Origin of the sequence: Gimesia maris, from assembly GCF_008298035.1 — a bacterium.
Classification (GTDB): domain Bacteria; phylum Planctomycetota; class Planctomycetia; order Planctomycetales; family Planctomycetaceae; genus Gimesia; species Gimesia maris.
In genome coordinates this window covers 3,988,391-4,014,764 of record NZ_CP042910.1, presented here as the reverse complement: position 1 = coordinate 4,014,764, position 26,374 = coordinate 3,988,391, and the positions used below count along the sequence as shown (strand labels likewise).

Annotated in this window: 7 protein-coding genes; 5 read left to right on the top strand and 2 right to left on the bottom strand. The window is 49.4% G+C overall.

The annotated features are described in order from the left end of the window. Nucleotides 1–89: 89 nt before the first annotated feature. The gene (locus GmarT_RS14860; RefSeq protein ID WP_002643728.1) at nucleotides 90–16,598 is read right to left on the bottom strand and encodes a LamG-like jellyroll fold domain-containing protein; all 16,509 of its coding nucleotides are present in this window, start codon (nucleotides 16,596–16,598) and stop codon (nucleotides 90–92) included. Nucleotides 16,599–17,477: 879 nt separating this feature from the next. Here GmarT_RS14860 and GmarT_RS14855 point away from each other — a divergent pair. Further along, on the top strand, nucleotides 17,478–18,377 hold the full coding sequence (locus tag GmarT_RS14855; protein ID WP_149302919.1) for a hypothetical protein: 900 nt from the start codon (nucleotides 17,478–17,480) through the stop codon (nucleotides 18,375–18,377). 78 nt (nucleotides 18,378–18,455) lie between these two features. On the opposite strand, the gene GmarT_RS14850 is transcribed toward GmarT_RS14855, so the two are convergent. Further along, on the bottom strand, nucleotides 18,456–19,646 hold the full coding sequence (locus GmarT_RS14850) for a mandelate racemase/muconate lactonizing enzyme family protein (RefSeq protein ID WP_002643730.1): 1,191 nt from the start codon (nucleotides 19,644–19,646) through the stop codon (nucleotides 18,456–18,458). Between the two features lie 138 nt (nucleotides 19,647–19,784). On the opposite strand from GmarT_RS14850, the gene hpnH reads away from it, so the two are divergent. The 4 genes from hpnH (at nucleotide 19,785) to GmarT_RS14830 (ending at nucleotide 26,187) form a co-directional block, all read left to right on the top strand. Further along, the gene (hpnH, locus tag GmarT_RS14845; protein WP_044236066.1) at nucleotides 19,785–20,945 is read left to right on the top strand and encodes an adenosyl-hopene transferase HpnH; all 1,161 of its coding nucleotides are present in this window, start codon (nucleotides 19,785–19,787) and stop codon (nucleotides 20,943–20,945) included. Nucleotides 20,946–21,408: 463 nt separating this feature from the next. Beyond that, nucleotides 21,409–22,848 carry a DUF1559 domain-containing protein gene (locus GmarT_RS14840; protein ID WP_187782293.1) on the top strand — a complete coding sequence of 480 codons (1,440 nt, stop codon included), beginning with the start codon at nucleotides 21,409–21,411 and terminating at the stop codon, nucleotides 22,846–22,848. A 151-nt stretch (nucleotides 22,849–22,999) separates the two neighbouring features. Next, nucleotides 23,000–23,398, top strand: coding sequence for a BlaI/MecI/CopY family transcriptional regulator (locus GmarT_RS14835; RefSeq protein WP_002643733.1), 399 nt, complete (start codon nucleotides 23,000–23,002; stop codon nucleotides 23,396–23,398). Next, complete coding sequence (locus tag GmarT_RS14830; protein ID WP_002643734.1) at nucleotides 23,398–26,187, top strand: M56 family metallopeptidase; 2,790 nt, start codon at nucleotides 23,398–23,400, stop codon at nucleotides 26,185–26,187. The genes GmarT_RS14835 and GmarT_RS14830 overlap by 1 nt, the downstream gene beginning before the upstream one ends. Nucleotides 26,188–26,374: the final 187 nt, after the last annotated feature.

Here is a 26,374-nt window from a genome sequence, read left to right as displayed (position 1 = left end):
AACGTTGCTCTCTTTTTTAATTGAGAATAATGAGTGTGATCGGATTTCTGATTTCTCTATAACAGGAACGAATTCAGCAAATGCTGACGTCAGGGATTATTACGATAAATATTGTAGCGACGATTCAGCAGGCGGTTACCATATTTCTCGAGCGCTGTATCTCGCTCATTGGTTGTTGCCGGCTTCTTTAATAATGATTTTCCATGAAAATAACCTGAAAGCAGGGCCGCGCTACTCCAGGCCTGCTCGCTGCCGATTGTCTGCTGCTGATCGGCCCGAGTGTTCAGTTTGTTGAATTCCCGCATAACTTCGCTCGAATCCAGACGAGGAAACTCAGCTGCTCCCTCCAGGTAAGTTGATTCAGAGGGGAACCAGTTCTGCATGAAATCGGAAATTTCACTGTCGGCACGGATGACGGTCACCATTTCCTCAATCTGTCGCAGTGCCTCAGAAAGGGGATCTTCCGTATTCAGTTGACTCATGCCCTGCTGATCAGTGTCATTGCCGGGATCTGGTTCGGTTGGAGGAGCAGACTGTTCCTCTGTAACATCACTGGCTTTGCCGTTACGAATATCGACATCCATCAGCAGACGAACCCGTTCTTCTCCCGCTTCTTTCAGATAGATCTGATAGCGCCCGTCGGGCAGGGTTTGGAACAATTTCGGCAGATTGTCCAGATCCGATTCCTGCAGAGCAACATCTTCGATCAGATCCCCATTGGGTGCCAGGATTCTCAAAAAGACCAGGCGTTCCGCATTTTTATTTGCTTCGTTAATTGCGGCATCGATCAGCTGTGTATCTTTGTTTGTGAAGATACTCTGGAAATTTGATGTGGAATCGAGAATCACTTCCTGCTGAGGGAAGATCAGGAGTGGCACTTGCGGAGTCGTGTCAATCGCAACAGTCGCGAGTCCTTCACCGGGAGTTTCCAGCAACCCGGATTCGACAGTGAAATCCAGGCTGTTGTTTCCGTCAGAGAAGGTAAACTGCTTATCGCCTTGCATCGTGACCAGAATAGGAATATCTGCTGCCGGGTTTTGTGAGTTCGGATTTCCGGCATAAGTATGCTGAAATTCGAATGAACCGGGGTTATCAAAGTTGAACGTTTCAATGGTACCATCACCCCAGTCGATGGTGATGTAGAAGTTCTGTTCTGAGAAACGCCCAAAGTCACCCGTCACGGTGCCTACACCCGTTGGCAGAATCTGTGGGGTCATGATATTCCGTAAGTCAGGAGGTAAGCCTGCGATGGCACCGGTCTGTGAATTCAGAGTCGTGTTCGAATCAATAGAAACGCCACTGGTTCCATGCCCGGAAAAGATCCCGGTACCTGCTACGCTGTAGTCGGACGTATTTCCCGTATCGTTGATATCCAGGATACCGTCACCAGCCTCGACATTAATGTTCCCATTTCCGCCGAAGGCCCGGACAGGTGAATTCAGCGTTAAATCACCGGGCCCTGTTGATTCCAGATCAATATTTCCACCAGAACTGTTGGTAACTGGCGAATCGACGGTCAGCGGGCTCGCGTTCGAGATGATAATATCACCCGGTGTATCGGCTGAGTTTGTGATTCCAGCAACACCATCCACGGTGCCAATGGTTAATAATCCGCCTCCCAGATTGTTATTGATCTGAATGCTGCCTGCATCTGTATTAATTCCTGCCAGGAGAGATACGGCGGTCTCAATAGAATTAGCTGACCCGGCGCCTGTTGCAGTTCTGATCACTAACTGGCTGGAAGTGATATCTCTGCCGCCTGTATCGCCGGAATCGGTTACGCCACCGTTTGTACTCGTGAGCCGGGTAAAGGTGGTTGTGATTAACTGACCGACGTCGATGTTATCACCGGCATGTAAATCCAGGGTACCGGTTCCTGCATCAAAGACAGTGCCGTCAGACAGACTGATGCCACCGCCGCCCGCTCCCAGACTGGCAGAATCGGCCAGTAATGTGATCTGGCCATTGACGGAGCTGATATCGCCTTCATCACCGAAATTCAAGCTGTTCTGTGCTGTCAGGTCAATCGTTCCCCCGACGGTGCTGAACCCATCGTTAACTTGTATTGAGGAATTTAAACCAGTTGCAGTAACAGCGATGGTGCCTGACCCGTCCGTTGATACAACATTTGTCAGAATTCCCGGATTTTCAAACAGCATTGATCCGTCACTGATAATCGTGATTGCGGAATCGGTTGTTGCTACTTCTTCAAATGTCGCCTGCCTGCCGCCAGTTTGCTGGAAATCGATGGTTCCCAAACCTGTGGTAAGGCGGGTAAAGCTGACATCGCCAGTTTCGGTCGAAGAAGTGTTACTAAGATCAATGTTACCCGTTGTAGTGTTAACAGAGAGTGTACCGCCGGAAATTTCAACGGGATCTGCATTACCAATTCCATTTTCCGCTTGCAGGGTGATTGATCCGCCGGTGGCATCGACATCGATTTCTGGAGCCCCCTGATCATCAACCGCATCATTGATTTCACCAGCTGAAGTGATCGCAATGACCCCGTCCAGACCAGTAACTGAACCCAACAGAATATGACCCAATCCCACCGTTGAAATTGTGATTTCCGGAGTCGTGCCGCCGGCTGCTATCGAAGTCAGTGTCAGCAGATCTGTCTGCGCATCACCGGTATTGGAAACGATTATGTTGCCATCAAGGGTAGACGCAAAGTCTATTGTCAGAGACTCATTCCCGATCTGTTCCAGTTCTAAGTTCCCTGCCGCCGTCGAAAGACTTGTTGCCGTAGCGGCTGTGTATGCCGTGTTATGCAGCAGGATATCGCCTGTCGTTGTATCAGCCGAAAATGTCATAACACTGAATTCAAGTGTGTCACCTATGCCGATTCCCGTAGCTGCGTTGAGATCAAGGCTGGCGGCACGGATATTGAGCGGGTCGGGCAGCCCATCGTTCTGATCAATGATGGCCGCTTGAGAATCGATGAGCACATCGTTTGAAACCGTTTCGATAAATCCGGTGAGGGTTACATCGCCGCCAGCGAGGATTCGGATATCGCCGGCTGTCGACTGGATTATGTCATGTACGATCAGGGCATCGGTTTCGATGATCTGGATTTCACCTGCCGTCGCGTTGACGATGTTAATCTGGTCAACATTCATTTCAATATGCTGATTGGCATCTGCAACTTTACCGACTCCCTGAGTTGCAATAATGGTAACCAGTGCGCCGGATTCATTGGCGATCAGGTCTTCTCCCATGCTGTCACCCGAGTCGATCAGGCTGGAATCCGTTTCGATGCGAATTGCAGAAGCCGTTGCGTTTAAGGTCGTAATCTGGCTTAAATCAATGTCGTCGGTGGCATCCAGGCTGACGGTTCCATCGCCAGCGTTGATGAACGTACCATCGTTCATTGTAATTCCACCACCCGCACCAGCGTCTGCATCGGCTGTTAGGGAGACACTACCTGATGTACTGGTCAGATTTGTTGTGCCGTTGAGAATGATATCATCTGCGGTTTCAATGGTGACGAAGCCAGTCTCACTCTGAATGTTCGCATCGAGAACCAGATCTGCAGCAGTATCTGTAGTTTTGAGGAACAGAGTACCCGCTCCCTGGGTCTGAACCAGATTCGAGATCGTGATAGTGCCAACTGATGTGAGAGAAACGTTTGTGTCGCTTCCCCCGAGCAGGGCAATCGAATCGGAATTGATATCTACCAGTTCGAGGGCAGGGGAGTCATTGTTGATGATCAATTCGCTGCCGGTTGTTGTGCCATCAAATCTTTGAGCAGTGATCTTAACTGTTTCTGCTGACTGTGACTGGAATAAGATTGCGTCCACGGCATTGATATCAATGTCGCCACCACCGGCGTCGATGATATCAGGTGCATCCAGTCGCAGATTTCCGGTTTGCAAACCCGTTGGCACGGTAATAGAGTCATCCGAGACCAACGCAATCGTATCCTGTGTATTGCTGATGCCAGTGGTTGTTGAGACATCAATCGCTCCACCAGTTACTTTAATGAAAGTGGTTCCGGCTGATACGGTGTCCGCATCCAGGTTGAGCAGTTCTGGTGTGGTATTCAGGTTGTGGAGAGTGATGAAGTTACCACTCGTAATATCCATGTGGTCAACAGTCGTCTGAAGAGGATCAAAGCCTGCTTCTGTAAAGACGTTGGTAACTCCGCCCACATTGCGACCCGCGACAATCGTCAACAGATCGCCTGTCGTCAGGTTACTGTCGCTGCTGTCTGAATCCAATACATCCCGATCGGAAGTCAGGCTGATGTCGGCCGTGTTTTGTGCATTTAATGTGGTGACTAGAATATCACTGTCCACGCCCGTTGCCGTCAGTGCAATCCCATTGTTGATGTCTGAAGCAGAACTATTGACTGAGTTTATATTGACTGCATTGATGGTTCCGGCTGCATTGACAGTAATAAATCCATCAAAAGTGGTGAGCTGAGTCAAGGTCACGCTATCCACTTCATCGATGTGGATTCCTCCTGCGTTGGTATTTACTTCTGCGGTAATGCTGTTGACGTCGGTATCGACTTCAATTCCGTCGGCTGTCAATCCTGCACTGCTGGAAGTTAACTGCAGATCGTCTGCAGTAATCCGGTTACCATCAGTCGCTGTGTCGAGAATTCCATCATCGGCAGTTAGTATTACGTCAGCATTTCCGACCGCTGTAATTGCGGTGACGAGAATATCGCTGCTGCTGCCTGTGGCAGTTAAGGTGATATCATTATTGTCGTTGTCTGAATCATTGGTTGAGACAACAGAAGTAGCCGTGATCGTGTCTGTCGAATTGATGACGATTTCACCGTCAAACGTGGACAGGTCCAGCAGTACAATGGCGATACTGTTATCAATTAACAGGCTTCCTGCTTCGGACACCGTTGCAGAAAGTGTACTGATGGCGGTCTCCAGTGGATTGCCGGTTCCAATGCCTGTTACCGCGTTAAGCACGGCGATGGATGAAGTAATGTCGGTGTGTGTATCACCATTATCGAGGATCGAGGCCGAAAGCGAATCAATCTTAACCGTGCCTGTAGTGAGTAAACCTGCCAGCAACACGTTTCCGTCTGTGGTCAGACTGATGTCTCCAGTACCGGCATCAATCAAAGCCCCATCGGTCATGGAGATTACGTCTCCGTTGTTTCCGGCGGCATTATCGGCAATCAGTTTCACTGTACCTGAAGTCGAATCAATCAAAGCGACACTGCCGAAAAGAATATCGTCTTCGGCGGTCAGGGTTACAAAACCCGTGTTACTTTTGATTGTTGCATCAAAGTCAATGCCATTACCCGTTCCGGTGGAATTCCCCAGGAGTTCAATGTCACCCGTTCCCGAAGCGGAGATTACAGCATTGTCCGAGATTTCGATGCCGTCATCTCCATTTGCAGATCCGTCGACCGTGATTGTTCCGTTTACAGAAATGATCTGTCCTGCGGCCGTCTGAACTAAAACTCCCTCAGATGCAGAACCGGCGCCTGTAGAGATTCCGGTAATACTCACTGCTCCGTCGGTTGACTGAATATTGCTGTTGATCTCTACCCCCGACAGGTTAGCAGAGGTGGTGCCGTTGATGATGACATCTGCTGCGTTCACACCAGTGCCACTGGAGACAATTTCCGCCTGATCCACCAGCAGGAAGCCGACTCCAGAACTGGCGTTACCAGTGACCTCTATAGTTCCGTCTACAGATTTTACAGTCGTTCCTGCGTCTTCAATATAGACTCCTGAATTCTGGTCGATACCCGTTCCACCAGTTCCATTGATGTTAATGATCCCTGCTGAGACGCCGATGTCTGTAGAACTGACAGTTGTTCCCGAATGTAAATGCACGCCGTAGTGATTACTGGTACCAGCATCCAGCCCGCCAAAGCCAGTCAGGTTGATACTACCGGATCCTGATGTTGTAATACTGGCATTTTCAGCTTCAATGCCGGTAAAATCCCCAGAAGTTGTTCCTGCAGTATTGGCTTGAAGTGTGATGCCACCATTTACCGTCTTCAGATTACTGCCGCTGTTAAGTTGAATATTGCGGGTTGACGTCAGTAATAAAACACCCGCACTGAAGGTCGAGACGGTCGTCGTTACATCGACGGTCAGGGTGTCAGACGCATTGAAGGTGACCGAGCCCGTTGTTGATTGTGTGTCTTCTATGATGTGCAGAGTGCCCGTGACATTGACGAGCATATCAACGTCGGCGTCCAGCCCCACCTGGGAACTGATTCCCCCGATGGTCAGATTTCCGTTATTGTCAAGGAACAGGCCACCTGTCCCCGCATCGGCTTCAAGGAATGATACGGAAGTGTCAATCGCATCAGACAGTTGCCCGATGCTTAGATTTGAATTCATGATCAACTGACTGGCGGTAACATTGTCGACGCCTGTGCTGTCATTGTCAGTGATGCCTCCGTTCGTGGAGGTAATATCAACGAGCCCTCCTGTGGTCGTCATGGATGACAAGGCGACATCGTCGTAAGCAGACATGAGAATCTGTCCGCCCTGCGATTCGATGGAACTTCCGGAGTCGAGTGTAATTGCACCTGCACTGGAATTGTCATTGTCAGCCGTCAGAGTAATCAGGCTGCTGGACTGGGCGACAATACTGCCAGTTGAAGTCAGATGAATATCATTGTCGGCGAGGAACGTCAGGGGGCCATTAGTACTGGAAACCAGGGCGGTGATCAGTATGTCATTCCCGGCAGTTGCTGAGATGTATTCATCGGTCGTGAAGGCCCCGTTGATGTTGATGTCATTGGTTGAACTGATATCCACGGTAATGCCAGCGCCGCCAGTTACTGAGGCATTATATGTGATATCGCCTGTGGTGTTAGAAGTGAAAACCGTTGAAACTCCCAATACCATATCATCATGATAAGTTTGCGATCCCGTGGTTCTGACAATACCGCCATCAATATTTGTGGTACCACCGGTATTCGTTGTCAGACTGGTCAGTGCAGCAGTATTTCCGACGATGTCTTCAAAGTTCGTATTGCCTACTGTATTGACAACGAGATTAAATGAACCATCTAAAAGTGAATTGAAAGTGATATTACCACTGGAAGAACTCTCCAGTCGCGTATCATCACCCAGCAGAACCTCGTCATTAAAGGTTTGACTCCCGATGGTATCAATACTCCCCCCATTGATATTCGTGATGCCATTTGCATCCGTTATCAGACTGGTGAGTGCATTGTCATTGCCAACTGTGCCATTAAATGTGGTATCACTGTCCGTATTGATTTCGAGAGCGAAAGTTCCATTGAGGGTCATGTTGAAGATGATATCTGCAGTCGCAGTACTCGTGAGAACGGTATTTTCTCCCAGGATGACATCGTCATTATAAATCTGGCTGCCGGTCGTATTTACAATCCCACCATTGAGGTATGTGATACCGCCAGTGTTGGTCGTCAACGTGGTGAGGGCCTGAATATTTCCAACGACGTCCCCAAAGATCGTAGAGCCGGTGGAGTTGATGACCAGATCGATACTGCCGTCAACGGTTGAAACAAATTCAATGGTCTCCCCGTTGGAACTGGTCAAGGTAGAATTTGTTACGAAGTTGACTGCGTTGTTATAAAGTTGTGAACCAGTGGTCGATACGGTACCGCCATTGAATGTTGTGCTGGTCACCCCCGAGGTGCTGATGTCAACAGATGCGGCAGAGATGTCTGCGAGTATGTCGACACTCTCAGCTGAAATGAGCAGATTCCCGGTTACCAGGTTCGTGGTTGTCTGAAATGTTACTGAGTCGTCAGCACCTGCCAGAATTGTCAGGCTGGCGTCGAACATACTGTCAAGTGTGTCTACCTGAATGGTGTCAACGCCGACGGGAGTTCCCAGACTGTCGGTGCGAATCGTGATGGAAGTGGTCGGGTTCAAGAACCGTACAGATTCACTATGTGTGGAATCGATATAAGAATAGTTATCTCCAGCGTTACCATCATCCGATAGAGAAATGATTTCATCAGCATCAGTAAAGTCAAAGTCACGATCAGAGACCAGCAGGTTATCTATAATCGGTTCCAGGCCGGTGAAACTGATCGTGGTAGTGAGATCGCTCAGGGTGACATCTGAAATTGTGATAACACCATCTTCTCCCTCCGCCGGGACGGTATCTGGCGTGAAGACGTAGGCGACGGAATCCGCTTCCAGAGGAACCGCATGATTGAGCACCAGCGTATCTCCTCCAGTGGCATTATTCAGATAATTGCCGTCATTATTCTGAGAACCACCATTAAAGAAAATACCGCCTGATGGATTTGCAAATCCATTGTCGGGCTGGTTCAGGACTAATACATCGTCCCCATCAAGCCCATTGAATGTAATCGAAGTAATATCTTTCAGAACGACCGTGTCCAGAATTACTGGCGTTCCCGTAACATCGCGGGTTAAAACAAAGGTCGCTTCATTTTCACTGGTGAAAGTAATTTCGAGCAGGTCATCCTGACCGGTTCCGTAGACGACGATATCACCGGTTCCGTAAATTCCAGGGTACAGTGTCGGCGGATTCTGGTACGCTCCGATATGCGGTGTCGTAGTGTTAGTGTCTGCGTCAAATTCAGAAGAACCATAGGCGGCCGCGGAGCCAAAGCCGATGGTGAATTGTTCTTCCAGTGAATCGGTTGGCACGTAGTTCGGATCGTTGGCATAGGCAAACAGCGGGTCACCGAAGGTATTAGTCCCATCCAGGGTGACGTTAGAATCCAGATCGTTCCCATTGAATGTGTTGTAAGTGACATTTGCATTCAGGGGAGCTAATACTCCGAAGCCTTGAATCGGGGGCAGGGGAGGCTCTGCTTGAATATAGAGTTGAATCGTCGTGCCACCATTTCCAGCAGCGATGGTAGTACCGGCGGTATCATCCAGATTCCAGTAAGCAACCAGGCGTGGATCACCATTCAGAGCAGAGCCTCCAATGCTGTTGTTCATAATATCAAGGCGTTCTGTTTCTGACAAAACGTCGTTGAACCAGCCGATGTCGTCCATCAGACCATCGAAAGCACGTGCCGGGTCTCCAGGATCCCGTCCCACATTCATCAGGCCGTTGATCGTATCTGTGAAATGAGTGCTGTCAAAGCCAGACAGGTTTTCGTCAAAGCCGGAAAGATAAGGATCCTCAACACCATCAATATAAATATGCATTTCGCCGGTATCGGCGTCCCACGTATATTGAATATTGGTCCAGACGCCCGCTGCACTCCCCTGCCCACCATTCTGGATTGTGAAATCGGAGCCATCCTGTGTGCGTCCATAAAACTGTCCGCCACTATTGTTACGATACTGGAATTCCATCCCACCATTTTCGGGACCTTCGAAGAGCTGGTTCCGTCTTCCGGTATCATCCATTTTGACCCAGAAGTTGAGCGTTCCCTGGTAACCGACATCGAAACTGGCATCCTGGAAAGTTGCAAAATCGTCGATACCATCGAACTCCAGGGCCCCGTCAAACTGACCTTCTCCAGGTTTGAACTCCGGACCAAAGGGCACGATTCCATTGGTGGATATCAGCATTTCGATACCACTGACGTTATCAGTGGCAATATTGCCTGTCGTCTCATCAAAATCCCAGTGCGCTACCATACGACCATCACCTGAGAGTGCCGCTGCACCATTAATACTGGTGCGGATGGTATCGAGGTCGGCCTGATCTAAAGCTTCATTGAACCAGGCGACATCATCCATCAGACCATCAAAGAAGCGAGTGACGTCACCCGGGTCACGGCCCACATTCATCAACTCATTAACCGTACTGACGGTGGCTGTCCACTGACTCAGATCGGCATCGTAAGTTCCGCTGAGATAGCCGACCTCTGTGCCATCAATGTAAAGGTGCATTTCAGGGCCGGAAACACCATTGAAATCCCAGGTATACTGGATATTCTGCCAGACTCCCGTTGTTCCTCCGGCACCACCATTTTGAATGACATACGTGTTTCCATTGCCGTCGTTGCGATTCGGGCTGCCGAAGAACTGACCTCCGCTGTTGGACCGGTACTGGAATTCCATACCACCATTGTTGGGACCTTCAAAGAACTGGTTGCGACGGCCCTGGTCATCCATATTAACCCAGAAGCTGAGAGTTCCCGCGGTACCAACATCAAAACTGGCATCCTGAAACAGACCAAAATCATCGACGCCGTCAAATTCCAGAGCACCACCAAACTTGCCGCCTGCGGGATTCCAGAGTGGGTCGGTTGTCGGCTGCGGTCCATCGTAGGAGAAACCATTAAAAATATTGTCTGTTATGTTTACCGTATTCACAGCCACAGCCAGGGCAGGATCAAAATAAATGCCGCCTGGTTGAGCATAGATACCATTACCATTGGTAACGGCGGAGTCCTGCCAGTCAAACGTGTTATGGACGATATCAATCCCATCTGCGGTCATGGAACCATTGGTGATTGTCAGTGTGTAGTTCTGGTCTCCAGCTTCCTGGAAATCACCGGCAATCAAGCCATTACCAAAGTAGTTATAGGATATGACACCGCTGAATGCGTTGTTATAAGGATCTCCAAATGTTCCCTGTGGTCCAATCGAGATCGGCCCCCAGCGGAAATGGTCTTCACGGAATTCATTGCGGGTAATAAGGAAGTTTTCGCCACTGCCGCTATTTCCATCTCTAATTGCAGCGCGTCCGTAGATGCCTTCAAAGATCGAGTCCGAGACTTCCAGATTATCTGCACCCTCAAAAACGACAGCACTCCGGTAATTATCGCCGAACAGCAGATTATTCAGTGTCGTGAAGTCAGCTGATGTATACAGGACATATCCCCGATAATCAGTAGCGGACGTGTGAACTTCCCAGCCCAGTTGCGCGCCTGAGATGGTAACGTTATCCGCAGAAACATTTACAGCGATGTCGTACGTTCCTGTAGGGGCACCTGCTTTGCGAATTTCAACAACATCTTTCCCAGCGCCCAGCAAAGATACCGATTCGTCAACTTCCAGAGTTCCATTCGTCAGGTAACTGCCGGCAGCAATATTGATAATACCACCTGCACCGGCGATATCGACTGCGTCCTGCAGGTCCGCTCCGCCAGCCGACCCTGATACATTGATCGTTGCTGCATCACCGGAAACATTCGTTGAGACTAAATCGCCGTCCAGTTCGACTGAAGTCGCATTGAATGCAATGGACGAGGCGGCCAGCGTGATTCCGTTGGCGACGGTAATGTCTTCCACGTTGAATTCCAGGTTCTTGCCTGTATCCAGTGAAATACTACCATTTGCGTTGAGTGTATCAGCATCTCCCTCGCCGTTGATAATAAGGTTCGCAGTAAAGTTTGCGGATAAAGAATCGAGATCAATAATGTCTTCGCCGGCACCGGTGTTGATCGTCAGTGTTCCCGTCGGATTGGCAAAAGTGATGATTTCGCCGGCTGTCGAGTCTACCGTAGTCTGTCCGCCGCCCGCGTCTGTAACGGTAATCGTTTCGTCAACACCACTGTAGTTGAGAGTGACATTGGTTGTAATCACGGTGGAAGTAATGGGTTCGAGACCGCTGTAGATAAGAAAATCTGACATGGAACCGTTGACTTGAATACTGCCGGAACTACTGTCGGCGAAGTAGTATTCAACGGATGCAGCGGTACCCACGAGGTTCAAAACATCACCAGGACTACTTGTAATCTGCCCCTGTCCATCATAATTGATCACAATGCCTTCGGCTGCCAGGGCGGTGTCGACCGTCAGGCTGTCATCACCGTCTCCACCATTGAAGTTGATGATGTTAGTGGCTGTCAGTGTACTGGTACCGATCAGAATGCCACCGTTGTAGTATTCAATATTGGTACCTGAAACCAGAATTTCAATCTGATCGTTGTTGGTACTGCCATCCAGTTGAATATCCACTTCACCGGAAATCGCAAAGTTTTCGATTTCGCTGTAAGCGACTGTGGGGAAAGTTCCAGTAACCGAACCAGAGCCATCCCCATTTGAGGAAACCACGGCGGTACCAACTGTCGATGTATCAATATTGAGTTGATCGCCGAGTGGGTTGCTGGTGGGGTCACCGCCTGCAATTGTGTAGGCTTCCGTATCCGGCGTGACATTAAAAATATCAGCAGCACTTCCACCAGTCAGGTTGATAAAACTGCTGAAGTCGAGTGCATTGATACTCTGGTAAGTATTGGCCCCGGTCAGGGTCCAGGTCGCATCGCCGTTGATACCCGTCAGCGAGTTCGTACCTGAGCCGCCGGTGATCTCGTCAATATTCGCAAATGTGACAGATTTGTTTGCTTCCGTACCGTCAAAACCATCTGTACCTCCGAGTGCAGATAACGTGACGTCCAGATCCACGGTATAGCTGGAAAGGTTGAGGTGATCAGTCCCGTCCTGGCCATCAAATGTCCCGTTCAGAGTTGAACCATTATTGCTGAACTGCAGCGTGTCATTCCCTGCACCGGCTTTAATATCAACCGTCTGATTTCCTGTGATAGTGAAGAGGTCCGACTCACTGCCTCCCTGTAACTGCTCAAAACTGGAGAAGCCAAGGGAATTCGTACTGCCATAATTATTAGATGTCCCTATCGACCAGGTGGCGGCTGCATTACGACCGGTTAACTGGTCTGCGGTTCCTGATCCAGCGATGACCTGATTGATATTATCGAATCCACCGGATATGGATGATTCAGTTCCCTGATGACCGTCAAACGATCCCAGAACTGTCAATGTGACATTAATAGAAGATGTATAGAGTGAATAATCGAGGCGGTCTGAACCGGCCTGGCCATCGATGGTTCCTGTCAGAGTAGCTCCATCAGCAAAGGCAAAGACATCGTTCCCGGAATTACCGGCCAGATTGTGTGACTGACTGCCCGTGATCGTGAAGGTATCGACCTGTGTGCCTCCAGAGAGATTCTCAAATCCGCTGAAGCTGAGTGTATTGGTTGATGTATACTCGTTGGTTCCATCAATCGACCAGGCAGCAGTCGCATCAATGCCTGTGAGGCTGTCGGTATCCGTACTGCCTGTAATCGAATTGATATTATCAAACGAAGTTAACGAGGAAGATTCTGAACCGGAGAACCCGTTAGATGAACCCGTTGCAGACAGAACCAGATTTAATGCGAACCAGGAACTCGAATAGTCGAGGATGTCATTTTCTGCCAGACCATCAATACTGCCTGTGATCTGTCCCGATCCACTGAACTGAAACGTATCTACCCCGGCAGCTCCCACCAGGTGATTGAACGCTTCGAACGCGATGCCTGCAACGCTCCCCTGGTTGACGCCATCGATCAGGTAGGTCGTTCCGGCGGTAATACCGGTCAGTTTGTCGAGCGCACCATCACCGATGTATTTTTCGATTCCGGTCGCAAAATTAATTCCTGTCGCGCTGCCATCATTGAGATTGACCGTCACCGCTGCTGTTACCGCTGAAAAATCAATGCTGTCAGAACCGACGCCACCAGCAATCGTCCCGTCAATCTGCCCACTATCAAGAATGGCAAAGGTATCTGCGGCATCATTTCCAGTCAGGTTTTCCACATTCGAGAAGACAACGGCTCCGGAAAGCAGGCTGCCGGTATTGATGCCGTCGATTTCCCAGTCATTGTCCTGGTTGGGAGCCACGATGGTATTTGAGCCAGCACCACCATTAAAGTTGATGCCACCAGTGGCGACGATATCGGCTTCACTCAACTCGATTCGCAGAATATTATTGCTACCATTTCCCGTAATCTGCACATCGGTCACTTTGTCAAACGCATGAGATGGTACAATTTCGTTCGAAGTTCCGGTTTCCAGAATTTGAATCTGACTGCCGTCTCTGATGATGGTAATATCGTCCACAGCCCAGTCGGTTGGATTGACGACCAGCGTCTCAGCCAGGTCGTTCAGGTTGATGGTAATCGTCGCGGTTGCCGTTGAACCAGCATTATCATCAACAATGACATTCAGTGTGTATGTGGGATTGGTTTCGAAGTTCAACAGGCTCTGGTCAGCAACGATAATCTGACCATCGGAAGTGATATCAAATGCGGCAGATCCAGTGCCTCCGGATTCTGTAAATGTGAGCGTATCACCGGGAAGATCCTCATCCGTGGCGACGATCACAGCACCGACACTGGTACCATTGACAGAATTTTCATCGACATTGCGAATCTGATTGACAATGACCGGAGAGTTGTCATTCAGTGGATTGAGATTAATGGTAATAGTGGCGGTATCGGTCGCACCCGCACTGTCGGTGACCAGAATTTCCAACTCATATGAAGTCGCTGTTTCGTAGTCGAGTTGTGTTTGATCCAGAACTGTGATCTCACCCGTGGAACTGACGTCAAATGCCGTCTGACCGCTTCCCCCCGTAAGGCTGAAAGTCAGGCTGTCCGGTGGCACATCCACATCCGTAGCGACAATCGTTCCAACCGATGTGGTATTGCTGGTGTTTTCATCAATGGAGAATGCCTGGTTGTCGGCAACCGGAGGGCTGTTCACAATCAGGACCACATCGTTCCCGTCACCTCCCTGGTATGTTATGTAAACCTGGTTACCGTTAAAACTAAACAGGGTTCCTTCCGCACGATCGACAAATTCGCCTGTCACAGAATCAACATCATCGTTATCAATCAGCAGAAATTCTGTTCCCGCTGCCGCGGTAAATGTACTGGAGATATTGAGCTTCGCACCGGTGAGGTTGACTTCGCCCGTAACCTGTACCTGATCGTATTCTGAACCAGCAGTGGTTCCGTTGATTTCGACATCCAGTGCAGAACCGGCTTCCAGTGTCAGATACTCAGTGCTGATGAATCCAGGGCTTGATCCAGGCGTAAAGCTTCCATCGCTGTGAACAGTCACATCGGCGTTGATAACACCAGAACCACCAAGCACTGCATTTGCATCCACCGTCACTTCAGCAGTGGTGAGTGAGCCATCAATTATTAATGTTCCGTTGATTACACTTGTGGAACCGGTATATGAACTGGTTCCGGACAGGATCAATTCACCTTCACCCGTTTTGATCAGACTGCCATTGCCTGAGATATCTCCAGCATACGTTGCAGAAGTGACTGCAGGAGAATGAACGGTGAGGGTTCCTGATGCTCCTCCCAACAAAACACTGCCTGTCCCTGTCAGAGAAGTGATTGAAAGTTCCAATCCATCCAGATCCAGCACACTGGTGATCGAGGTGAGGTTCACACCTGAAGAGCCGGGAATCGCATATGACTGTGCTAACTGCAAGGTCCCATCATTAATAATGGTCTGGCCGGTATAGCCATTTAAAGCATCCAGAATCACAGTTCCGGGACCATTTTTGACCAGATCGATTCCACTCAACTGTGCCTGAACTGTTCCAGAGCGAAGGTCCAGATTGGACTGAGCAGTCAGCACACCTGTGGTTGCGATGACGGTCCCTTCTTCCAGGATGAAATTGTTGACGGTTTCATCATAGCTGTCCAGATCCAGAGTCGCTCCGCCAGCGAGTGTCAGGGAAACGGTATCTGCCAGCAGATCACTGGCAGTCAACTGGTACGTATCCCCAGTGTTGCCGGAGAGAATCAGACTGGTGGGGGCAAAGTCTGTGTCAAAGGAATCCAAGGTGACGATTGAATTACCACCGGATGTATTGATTGTCAATGAGCCTGAAGGGACCGCAAACGTCGTCAGCTCAAATGCAGAAGATACACTGCGAATCTGCATCTCACCGGGAATGACGGAATCTTCCAGAACGGCATCTAACGTGCCTGCAGGAAGATTGATGACAATGTTGTCAGCAGTACTGTCACCGCCGAAAACGGGTTCCAGACCGGTATAACTGATTTCGGTAATCCCGTTCCCACTGATGTCAATGGATCCAGAACCGGGACCGGTCAGATTGTGCGTCACAGTCGCAAAGGTACCGCCCATGAATTCCAGCGCATCGTTACCCCCCGTTCCCCCATCGAATATGATGGCGATCTCAGTCAGTTCCTGGTTGCTGTAATCCAGTGTCAGCAGATCCGATTCTCCATCTGAACCAAAGAAATGGATTGAAGCCACGCCTGCTGCCGGAGTCGAGAAGAGCAGGGGAGTCGTCTGGTCGGGGTCCAGAATTTCCAGATTCGAACCATTGATCTGAACCACGAATGCGTCATCAGCATCCAGTTGATTCGGTAGAATCACATTTAATTGATCGTTCGTGAGCTCAAATTGTGCGAGGTAAGTGACCGTCGAATCCGTGCTGAACTGGGGGGGCGTACCGGGATCGACCTGCAGTTGAATTCCAATATTCACGTCACCCGTGAATCCTGTGAGATCGATGGAACCCGTTAAGACAAGTGGTTCCTGTCCCAGAAACTGGACTGTCTGTGAAGGATCCGTGCCTGTTACCAGAATCGATGAGATCTGCGTCATGTCAAACTGCAGAATGCTACCAGGCATTGCCTGTCCGTCGTCAACCTGAAGAGTTGCGCCGCCATCGACAACAGAAACAGTGGCTTCATCGTTTGCCTGCGTCAGATTCAACTCAAGTACATCGCTGGAGACACCACCAACGACTGCAGAGACATTGAGAACAATTCGATCTTCAAGCCGGACCAGTTCCAGATCTGCGTTTCGGTCCTGTCTCAGACTGTTAAACTCAAGGTTGGGAGTAGGGTGAGATTTGCCCAGGCATCGATTCAGCCATTTAATAAATCGCACGTTTAAGATGCTCCTTAGAGTATTTGCCTGTGTCCAGGTTCATTTCAGTGTCATCAGGAAAATTTGCCCTGCAGGGGAGAGATCTGAAAACACTCTGGTTAAATAGATCGCGCTCTAAAATAGTTTATATATAAATATGGTATCCTGTTTGAGAGGTACCATTGGGTCTCTTCATTTAGAGGGGGATCTTTTTCAGGGATGGAGTCAGCAGGAACGGCCCTGAAATCCTGGCTTAATTTTGATACCGCAGTGTTTCCCGTGCACTCAGGAGGTTGCGTGTGTCATAGCAGAATATCTCCCCCATATTATCTTTACTCACTAAATGTTATGTCAACGATTTTTAATGGAGCAGATTGATCTGCTAAAAATCAAAAGCAGATGTCTGCACAAACGTTATATGCATCCTAATCAGTCATCTCGTCGCGGTATTCCGTCCTGTTTTCAACCACTCATTTTATAACCGGTTCAAGTGTTGTACGTATTGTAACTGATAAACTACGAAACCTGTTCGCTTAGATTTCATGAATGACTCATAATTCCCCGCTTTTAGCAGCTGCAGACAGCCAGGAAGTGCTGTTGTGTACACTTTGCCGTTGATGTAGAGGCATAATGCATCAGGCAGGTTAGGGGTCTTGCATAGACCTTACTGCTATACAAGGTGGTGATGCTCCAGTCTGAACTACAAAGCCGATAATTGAAAAGAGTACTCCCAGATCTCGAAATCGAGTCATTTTACTGTTGTTTTCAAACGGAGACAGCATACTTTCACGTGGAGCGCCTGATTCAATGAGGTTGCTAGCTAATCATCCAATTGTTTTGACATGCGTCTGCTGCCTGTTAATCAGTGGCTGTGCTGTGAATCAAGGTGCTCATTTTTCGGTGGCGCCAGAGTATGATCACGCCAGGTTCTCTGCCATTTCAAAAGCAATGGAAGCCAGAAGCCAGGATTCACCTCAAAGGACGATCTACGACGTAAAATCAAACAGTTTCAGGGTTACGGGATTTAATAAATTCAATTATCCAGCGAAACCGTTGGATCAGAGTCTCTCAGCTGAGTCGATTCAGGCAGATAAACCCGTAGTTCAAGATCTTGAATTTGACGAAGCTTCTCAATTTCATTCGATTGAACTGGTCGAAGCCAGTTTTGCAACAATTGAGGAACCTGTCGAAGCTCAAAAACCGGTTCTAGAGAAGCCGGAGATGGAGTTTGTTCTTGATCCCAGGCCAATGACTTTACCGACAGTACCACCTGCTCCCGCATCGGGGGCCGCGCTTCCTGGATCGAAACAGGAAAAACAGAAATCCGTTTCACCTCACCTGGTCGAATTGGGACTGAAACCCTTAACAGAGTTGACGTTAAATACGAAACCACCAACCGGCGATTTACCAGCAAATACAGCCGGCGCGCAACTGGAAAAGATTCCCGTGCAACAGGTTGTCATGGGAACGACGCGTGACTGGTCTTTGACGACTAAAGAATGGGAAGCCCCGGCGATTCCTTACAATCCTTTATACTTCGAAGAACCTTACCTGGAACGTTACGGATATAATTACGGACCCGCCATTCAGCCTTTCATTTCTGCAGGTCGTTTCTTTGGACGTGTACCAGCTCTGCCTTACATGATTGGTGCGTATCCGATTCATGAGTGCCAATATGATCTGGGCTACGAACGTCCTGGTGACTGCCCTCCCTATCAGGTGGAGCGGTTACCCTTCAGTGCACGCGGTGCCTTGTTTGAGAGTCTGACCGTGACCGGACTGATTTTCCTGATTCCTTAAGCGAGACTGTGTCCAGTTTCTCCATACCGTTTCAAGGCTATTTGGATCGAGTATAATAGATCGTGAGACGCTCTGGATTCAGATCAGAATCAGCTCATGCTCTTTGAACTTCTGGATTTGTTCCTCATCGACCGTGATACTTAATCCGGGGCCCATTAATGCAGGAGCACGCCCTCCCCACTGAAACGAAAGGTCTTCTTTGATGATGTTCTGTTGCAGTAGATAACGATCAAAGCTTCCTTCCAGAAAGTCAATCCCTTGAATGGATGTCGCGAAGTGCCGGCCTGCAGCAGACAGGATCCCTGTTTCACCCACCTGGCATCCCAGCTGATACCCAATTCCTGCCTGCCGGGCCAGGTGAGCCAGTCTGACCGTGGGAATCAATCCGCCGAGCTTCGAGATGCGGAGATTGAATGCATCACAATATCCCTCTGCGATAGCCACTTCAGCATCCCGATAAGAACACAGCGACTCATCAAGCATAATCTGAGTTGTAAGTTGTCCTCGAATCTGATGGAGGGTGCTGAGATATTTATGGGACACCGGTTGTTCAATTGATTGAATCGCCAGTTCAGAGAAATCAGAAGCATGTTCATCCAGGAGTTGCCGCGTCCAGGCTTCATTGGCATCAACGCGCAATCCCATCTTTCGTCCGGTGAGCATTCTGATTTTTCGAAGCAGGGCAAAATCATCGATCCCTGGTAATCCCACTTTGACTTTGCAACTCTGAAAGCCTGTCAGTCGGTAGAGCAATGCCAGGCTGGCCTGTTTCAGCGGTTTCATCGATGTGAGGACTGCACTGTAATGAACATTATCCCGGCTTTCACACAGTTCAGCGGCTCCGGGAAGAGAAGGAATCAATTCCGAAATCGAAATATTCCAACTACGGGCTGCGGCGTCCAGCAGACTGAGTTCAACCGCACAACGGGCTGCATTGCCGAAGCAGCCTCGTTCCCGATATTGAACGGGCGCTTCGGTCGGTTCAGACAGCTTAAACTCAGAGCAGACTTGTACGACGTCTTCGATCGTATCCAGATGGTTTTCAATGAGGAAACGGAAATCGGTTGCTGCAAACTGGTCAAAAACCGATTCCGCTGATTCTCCTGTAACGTATGTTCGCGGTACTGATTCTCCCCAGCCTGTGGTTCCGTCTGCCAACTGACATTTCACGATAATCGAGGTGGATTCCGAGCGACTGAACAAGGCGTGCTTGATTTTTCGCTTTAAAGGGACTGAAACCTGATACGCGGTAAGTCGGCTGATTCTCATGTGGGTGGCGTTAAACCTTCATTAACTCTATACACTATTGAGACATAGGTGCAAATTGGGGGTGACAGGAATTTCAGAAAGCACTAGGATTGGCTTATTCTGAATGGATTTCGAATTATTCGCAACATGGAGGCGATCGTGGGTGTTCCCCTTTCTCAAATGTGGACTGTAGCTAAGTATGTACTGACACAGCGTATAAAAGGTGTCGAACGCTATCCCCTGGTCCTGATGCTGGAGCCTTTATTCCGCTGTAATCTGGCCTGCGCCGGCTGTGGTAAGATCCAGTTTCCCGCGCACATTTTAAAACAGAATCTGAGTCCTGAGCAGTGTTTTAAAGCGGTTGACGAATGTGGTGCCCCCATTGTTTCCATTCCCGGCGGCGAGCCTTTGCTGCACCCCCAGATGCCGGAAATCGTGGCAGGACTGGTCCAACGCAAAAAATTCATTTATCTGTGTACCAACGCGATCTTACTGGAAAAGCATTTAGAGAACTATCCCCCCTCAAAATATCTTACATTTTCGATTCACCTGGATGGCATTCGCGAAGACCATGATGCAGCCGTCTGCCGGGAAGGGATCTACGATAAAGCAATCAGCGCGATCAAAGCAGCCGTCAAAGCCGGACATCGCGTGACAACCAACTCCACGCTGTTTGAGCATGCCGAACCAGAGCGGGTACGTCAGATGTTCGACGAACTGGCCGAACTGGGAATCGAAAGCATGATGCTCTCTCCCGGATATCAGTATGAGAAAGCCCCTGACCAGGAACATTTCCTGAAGCGGAATCAGACCATTCAGAAGTTCCGCCAGATCCTGTCTGCCCCGAAAAAAGCCTGGAAGTTCAATCATTCCCCACTGTTTCTGGAGTTTCTGAAAGGGAACTGGGAACTGGAATGTACTCCCTGGGGCAATCCCACCTATAACATCTTCGGCTGGCAGAAACCCTGCTATCTGCTGGAAGAAGGTTATGCCGAAACCTTTGCAGAGCTGATGTCGTCCACTCGCTGGGAACAGTACGGCAAAAAGAGTGGCAACCCGAAGTGCCGGGACTGTATGGTCCACTGCGGGCACGAGCCGACAGCCGTCGATCAGACTTTCTCATCCTGGAAAGGATTCCTGAAAGTGGCTTCCTTGACGTTGTTTGGGTCAAAAGATACAGATAAGCCATTACCGACTCCTTCCAGAGAAGGCGTTGGTGCTCCGCATTACACAATCAGCGACCGGGAATTGTTTCAATTGCCAGCGCTCTCTGAAGAGGCAGCTGACGAAGAAGCAGAAGCGCTTAATCTAACGAATTAGTCCCACTGCAGGCTCCTGTTCCATCTTTTGAAGCTTGAGAGTATTCCGAGCCTCTGGATTCGCCCCCCTTGACTTTCCCGGTACCGGCGAATAACACTATACGCTGTTCACATCCTTGTGGAACCCGCGTATCTGCCGCCGTTTCAGACGGGGCAGTAGTCTCTCGCAATCCATGCGTCTGGCTGTAATGGAATTACAATCACAGTTTCGACCGGTTAATCGTCAGGGGTTTTCAATGCGAATCAATTCAAGTCGTGGCAGATGTAACCGTTCTCTGTCGCTTTTTTTGACGATCTGTTTTTTTACTGTTGTCTGTGATGGGGGCGCGGTTTTTGCGCAGGACAGATCTGAGCCTGAAACTCAGAAGCAAACCCCGATACCAGCATTTCCGTTTAATGCGGTGCCTGATACAGCATTCGGAGTAATAGCCGTACGTCCTGCCCAGATTCTGGCAGAAAAATCAATGCAGCCCGTTCGGGAACTGATACAGCAGGAAAAACAGAAAAATCAAACCTTTGATTTATTTGGTCTCGATCCTGCTCAACTGGAAAGCGTTGTATTGATCTATCTCCCTTCCGTGAAGGGGGAACACCTAACTCCTACCTTTATCAAGTATGGCATGGTGATCAAATCAGGTAAGTTGATTGATCGTCAGCTGGCGAAAAAGATGTTCAGCAAACTGGAGCTGAAACAAGCTGACTTTAAAGGAAAGCAGATTCTAACGACTGGAGCCATTGATGGGGATGGTTTATGTTTCTTTGATGACAAAACGATGATCGTTTCAGACAATATTAGTGCGGTCCTGCAGATTATCGAGCAGTTGCAAAGCACAGCAGGTAAATCGTGGAGTCAAAGACTGCAAACTGTAGAACAGTCCTCCGTTGCTGCTGCTATTGATATGCGCATAGTTCGGGAACTTGCCATCGGCCAGCAGATGCACACGCTTGCAGAAAGAATACCATTCTGGCCTGTGCTTTCTCCCCTCTGGGACAATTCCGATGTCGCTTTTTTCAGTCTGAAACTGGATCGCGAACTTTCAGCCAAATTGATTTTTGAACAGAAGGAAAACAGTGAGCAAGTCAAACAGGCGCTGGAAGGAGTCCTCTCACTGGGACAAAATATGTTCGCCCAGATACAGGAAACTGCCAGGAAAAATCCCCAGCGCGTTCAAAAAGGCGATCTGGAAAAAATGAAAGTCATTGAATCTGCATTGCAGGCTGGCCGGGTAACTCAGAAAGTAGACCAGGTCACATTAGCAACTTCCCTGAATGATAATGAAAGTACCCGGCTGCTTGCCAGTCTGGTGCCGGGAATAAAACAGGCCCGGGAGGCGGCCCGGCGTTCGATGTCTAAAAATAACATCAAACTGATCATGCTGGCGCTGCATAATTACCATCAGGTTCACAAGCACTTTCCACCGGCTGTTGTGCTGGGGCCCGATGGAAAAACGCCACATAGCTGGCGAGTCGAGCTACTTCCCTTCCTGGACCAGCAGGCGTTGTACGATTCCTACAAAATGAATGAGCCCTGGGACAGTGAACACAATAAAAAGATTGCGGAGACCCTGGTGCCCGTCTACCACAATCCGAATTCAGAGACTCCGAAAAACGCTTCTTACTTTGTAGTAGTGGGGAAGGACACTCCCTTTGGTACAAAAAAGGGAGTCTCTTTTGCCGAGATGACAGATGGCACTTCCAACATCATTGCCATCGTTGAAGCCAAACAAGATATCCCCTGGACGAAACCCGAGGACATCTCTTTCGACGGTAAGAAGATACCTGACTTCGGCGGTTTTCATGACGGGGGGTATCACACAGGTTTCTGTGATGGATCAGTCCATTTCATTTCCAGCCGAATTGATCCAGAGACGCTCAAAAGTCTGCTGATCTTCAATGATGGTTAGCCTTGATCACCTGCCATGCAGTCCTGAATACTGTGTAAATAAATAATTTTCAGATTCAAGTTGACATCTTTACTTTTTGGATTACTATAAAACCAAATCTAAATAACCAAAACAGGGTGCATTGACCTGATATCATGCAAAGGAGCAGGGGATGGCTCGACCGAAAGCCAAAGAACTCACCGCACGTGAATTGGAAATCATGCACGTTTTCTGGGAACGCAGTGATTCTGACACACCGAAAGAATTAACTGTAGCGGAAGTGCGTGATGATTTAGAACAGGCCGGTAGAGAGTTGGCTTATACTACAGTCGCGACTCTGGTACGGATCCTCGTAGAGAAGTCATTTCTGAAACAGACGAATGAAGAACGCCCATTCCTGTATTGCTCAATCCGGTCTTTTGAAGATGTTTCCGGCAGTATGCTGGGGGACATGATCCAGAAAGTATTTGGCGGGTCCCGAGAAAAACTGTTGCTGCGCCTGCTCGAAGAACGTCAGCTGAATCCTCAGGAACTGAAGAAAATCAAGGAAATCCTGAAGGAGGAGTCCTGATGCATGCAATTGGAATCAGTCTGCTCTGGTTGGGCCTTCAGGTAAGTATTGTGGCCTTGGTTGCAACGATAGTCTACTGGAGCACAAAACGTCTGGGACCACGCACGCGATCCTTTGTCCTCTCGTGTTCAATCGGCATGACACTGCTGCTGGCGCTGCTCGCTTTCTGCCCCTGGCCACGCTGGCAGGCAAGCTGGAAAGCAGCATCTTCCGTGGTAGAATCAGAACGGGCCAATCAGAAGTCGCCACCCCCTGTTAATTCCAGCCAGGATTCAGAATCTACACTCCTTGAAAAGCCACGTCTGGAATCGGAGTGGGGGACCGTCTGGGACGGTTTTCTAAAAGGTTTAAAACAGGAACCGGCCGTCGACCAACCGAGGTCCATGCCTACCCCGGCCGGCATAGCGGGTTGGGTGATTGCAGGTGGATTTCTGGTTGCGATGAGCCGACTCTTTATCGGTTATGTGTCAGTGAAACGAATGGTTCGTCTGGCAATCCCTCTGAATGGTTCTACAGCTGAAGAAACTCTGGATATTCTGGCAGCGGAACAACAGCTGACTCGTCCCTTGACTTTACTGGAACATGATCAGCTGACAACGGCTGCTGTGATTGGCTGGTGGCGACCGACGATTCTCCTGCCAAAGGGCTGGTCTCAATGGAGCAGGGAGCAACTTCGTGCGGTTTTGGCACATGAACTGGCTCATGTGCAACAGCACGATTACCTGACGATCCTGGGAGCAGAACTCAGTCGGTCGCTTTATTTCTATCACCCGCTGATTCACTGGCTCGTCTCACGCTTGCGCCTGGAACAGGAACTGACAGCTGATGAAGCAGCAGCGGAAACCAGCGGTGGCGCAGACTCGTACCTGATCGTTCTGGCTGAAATGGCTGTTTCACAGTCTCCTCATCGGCTCTCAGGTCCGGCGCGTGCTTTCTTACCGACTCATTCCACATTTATGAGGAGAATCGAGATGCTCAAACAGAAGCGATCCCTGAAAACAGTCATCTCACACCCAGTGCGTGCGATGGTAATCTGTTCCATGCTGGCAACCGGTCTCCTGGCGGCAGGACTTCGGGGGCAACAGAGCAGTCTGGCACAACAGACTGCAGCAGAGCTCGTCGCACAGCCTGCGGCGGGGCCTGTTGATTTTAATGAAAGCTTGCGGCAAAAACATGAGGCATTCAAGATTAATACCGTCCCCAATGATGCGCTGGGAGTACTGGCACTCCGGCCGGCCGAACTGCTGTCGCTGCAGGCACTGCAATATGCCAAGGCTCTGATGTTGCAGGCAGAAAAAGAAAATCCCCGCCTCTATCCACTGGGGATACCACTTACCGAAATCAAAACATTGACCGTGATTTTTCTGGCTCCCGAGCCGGACGATCCGTGCAGCCAGCTTTTGGATTATGTGACTGTGATAGAGACCACAAAGGAGATCGATCTGAAGCAGGTGGCAGTCGCTTTCAGCGGCGGAAAGCTGTTCACTCAGGAGGGAATCCACCACCTGCAAGATAAAAATAACTCCGGGGCACAACTGGCAATCGTAAACAACCGTGAGATGATTTATGCGCGACGAGCAGGACCTTTTCGTCAAATCCTCGAAGTACGTAAGACAGATCAACCGAGTCGCTGGGCAGAGCAATGGAAGCCGATCGAGAAGGATTCCATTGCAGCACTGTTCAACCTGAGGCACCTGCGCGAACTGATCTGGAAGAATCAGTGTAAAATAGATTTTAATGAATCGGTCTGGAAAGCATCTATCGCACCGGTCTGGGAACATACCGATGTGATTACTCTGGGTGCCAATGTCAGTTACAAGACCGCGTTGCAGGCAACCTTTTATCAGCAACAGAACGGCGACCAGGTATTTAAAACTCTGGATGCTGCGCAGATTCTGGGGGCCAACATGCTGCAGCAGTATGAGCAGCAGATTCTCCTTCAAAAACAGAGGGAGCAACTTGTGAAACTTCCCCTCGTAAAACTAGCTCTTCAACTGGTCAAGTCAATCCAGTTGGAGCAGCAGGGAAAAGATGTGATATTGACTGCTGTCATGTCAGATCTCAGTGAATTGACCGATAGCACGGCAATTTTTGTACCCGCTATGGTGGAGGCCCGCCAGGCGGCGCTGCGGTTGGAATCCTTACGTAATCTGAAACATATAATCTTAGCCATGCATTATTATGCCGGTAAACACAAACATTTTCCGCCCGCTGTCGTGATCGGACCGGATGGTAAAACTCCTCACAGCTGGCGTGTGGCACTGCTGCCGTTCCTGGACGAGAATGAACTCTATAAGGAATATCGACTCAACGAGCCCTGGGACAGCGAGCACAACAAAAAAGTATTAAAGAAAATGCCGGCTGTCTTTAAAAATCCGAATGACAACCGGTCCGATTATTACACATCCTACCTCGCAGTCGTGGGCCCGAATACAGTCTTAGGCAAATCAATGCGTACTACTGGCGGCGCAATGGCCGGAGGGTCTGGAGGAGGCAGCAGTCCCCCTGCAAAACCAGAGCCCTCAGCAGGCGTCAAGCTCAGCGATATTACCGATGGAACATCGAATACGATTGCAATCGTCGAAGCCAGACGCGAAATCCCCTGGACAAGGCCAGAAGATATACCCTTCGATGGAGAAAAACTGCCGGAACTCGGTGGGTTTTATGCAGGGGGCTTCAACGTCGCCCTCTGTGACGGTTCTGCGCGGTTTTTGCCGAATCAGCTTGACCCGAAGACGTTGAAGCATCTGTTTCTGATCAATGATGGCAATCTTGTTGAATTTCCCTGACTTCGGCTGAGTTACTACTGAAGAGAATGAACTATCACTTCAGGCTGGCCTGAATATGCTGTCAATTGAAAATGTTCTGCTGCCAGTGTGAGCTGATCTTGCGGCAGAAATACAATGAAGTCTCCAGCGGTAGTGTATGACCACAACTGGTCCAAGACTGTCGCGAACTTGTGCACAGAGTGCAGAA

Bases quoted from the DNA above. Each gene is read 5' to 3' on its own strand.
- GmarT_RS14850 (WP_002643730.1), bottom strand. From the start codon at position 19,646: ATGAGAATCAGCCGACTTACCGCGTATCAGGTTTCAGTCCCTTTAAAG.
- GmarT_RS14840 (WP_187782293.1), top strand. From the start codon at position 21,409: ATGCAGCCCGTTCGGGAACTGATACAGCAGGAAAAACAGAAAAATCAA.
- GmarT_RS14835 (WP_002643733.1), top strand. From the start codon at position 23,000: ATGGCTCGACCGAAAGCCAAAGAACTCACCGCACGTGAATTGGAAATC.
- GmarT_RS14830 (WP_002643734.1), top strand. From the start codon at position 23,398: ATGCATGCAATTGGAATCAGTCTGCTCTGGTTGGGCCTTCAGGTAAGT.